Below are 1236 nucleotides of genomic sequence, written 5' to 3' on the forward strand. Positions count from 1 at the left end.
GGTCCCGGTTCCCCGTTGTCATCTGGTCCTGGTCCAGGGCCAGGGAATTCGTCGGTGGTGGGCCTCGGTATAAGTCCCGGTTCGCCGGTCGCTCATGGTCCTGGCGGTCCTGGCGGTCCTGGCGGTCCTGGCGGTCCTGGCGGTCCTGGCGGTCCTGGCGGTCCTGGCGGTCCTGGCGGTCCCGGTGGTCCCGGTGGCCCTGGCGGTCCTGGTCCTGGTGGCCCTGGTCCTGGTGGCCCCGGTGGCCCCGGTCCTGGTGGTCCTGGTGGTCCTGGTCCCGGTGGTCCCGGACCGCTGAGCGGGCCAGGCAGACCGGGGCTGGAATCGTTCATGCCGGGAAACAGCACGCCGCCGCCGGTGCACGCAGGTCCCCCGACCAGCGGCCCGATACTGCAAACGCCGCGCGGCCCCACGTCTTTCGGGCAACACGGGGATGGGTCCACGGCCTTACCGCCACGCGCATCCGCACCGCCGCCGCCAGCGCCGTTCGATCCACCACCCGCGCCGCCGCGTTCATCCACGCCTGTTTCCTTGCCGCAGAACAAGGGTGGGATCGAGTTGCAGCCGATCAATAACCACGGTCAGCAGCAGAGTCCGCCCGCTGCACCGTCGCATACGCCTGCCCCGCCTCCGACACGTACGCCGCCGTCAGTGCCTCCGTCGGTGCCGCCGGGTTCGCCGTCGCATACGCCGCCGGGTTCGCCGGTGCATGGGCCTCCGTCGGTGCCGCCGGGTTCGCCGTCGCATACGCCGCCGGGTTCGCCGGTGCATGGGCCTCCGTCGGTGCCCCCGGGTTCGCCCTCGCACACGCCGCCGGGTTCGCCGTCGCACACCCCGCCCGGTTCGCCGTCGCATACCCCGCCCGGTTCGCCGTCGCATACCCCGCCCGGTTCGCCGGTGCATGGGCCTCCGTCGGTGCCCCCGGGCTCGCCGTCGCATACCCCGCCGGGCTCGCCGTCGCATACCCCGCCCGGTTCGCCGGTGCATGGGCCTCCGTCGGTGCCCCCGGGCTCGCCGTCGCATACCCCGCCGGGCTCGCCGTCGCACACCCCGCCCGGTTCGCCGTCGCATACCCCGCCACCTCCGACACGTACGCCGCCGCCTCCGCCGCCGTCAGTGCCGCCGTCGGTGCCGCCGGGTTCGCCGTCGCATACGCCGCCGGGTTCGCCGGTGCAGGGTCCGCCGTCGGTGCCGCCGGGTTCGCCGTCGCATACGCCGCCGGGTTCGCCGGTGCAG

1 protein-coding gene is annotated in these 1236 nt (G+C 74.4%); it reads left to right on the forward strand.

The window, feature by feature from the left end:
* Nucleotides 1-94 precede the first annotated feature (94 nt).
* Nucleotides 95-298 carry a hypothetical protein gene (locus tag ABEA50_RS27755; RefSeq protein ID WP_345499183.1) on the forward strand — a complete coding sequence of 68 codons (204 nt, stop codon included), beginning with the start codon at nucleotides 95-97 and terminating at the stop codon, nucleotides 296-298.
* Nucleotides 299-1236 lie beyond the last annotated feature (938 nt).

Origin of the sequence: Nocardia callitridis, from assembly GCF_039543305.1 — a bacterium.
Taxonomy (GTDB): Bacteria; Actinomycetota; Actinomycetes; order Mycobacteriales; family Mycobacteriaceae; genus Nocardia; species Nocardia callitridis.

Coding starts and splice junctions, on each gene's coding strand:
- ABEA50_RS27755 (WP_345499183.1), top strand. CDS start 95: ATGGTCCTGGCGGTCCTGGCGGTCCTGGCGGTCCTGGCGGTCCTGGCG.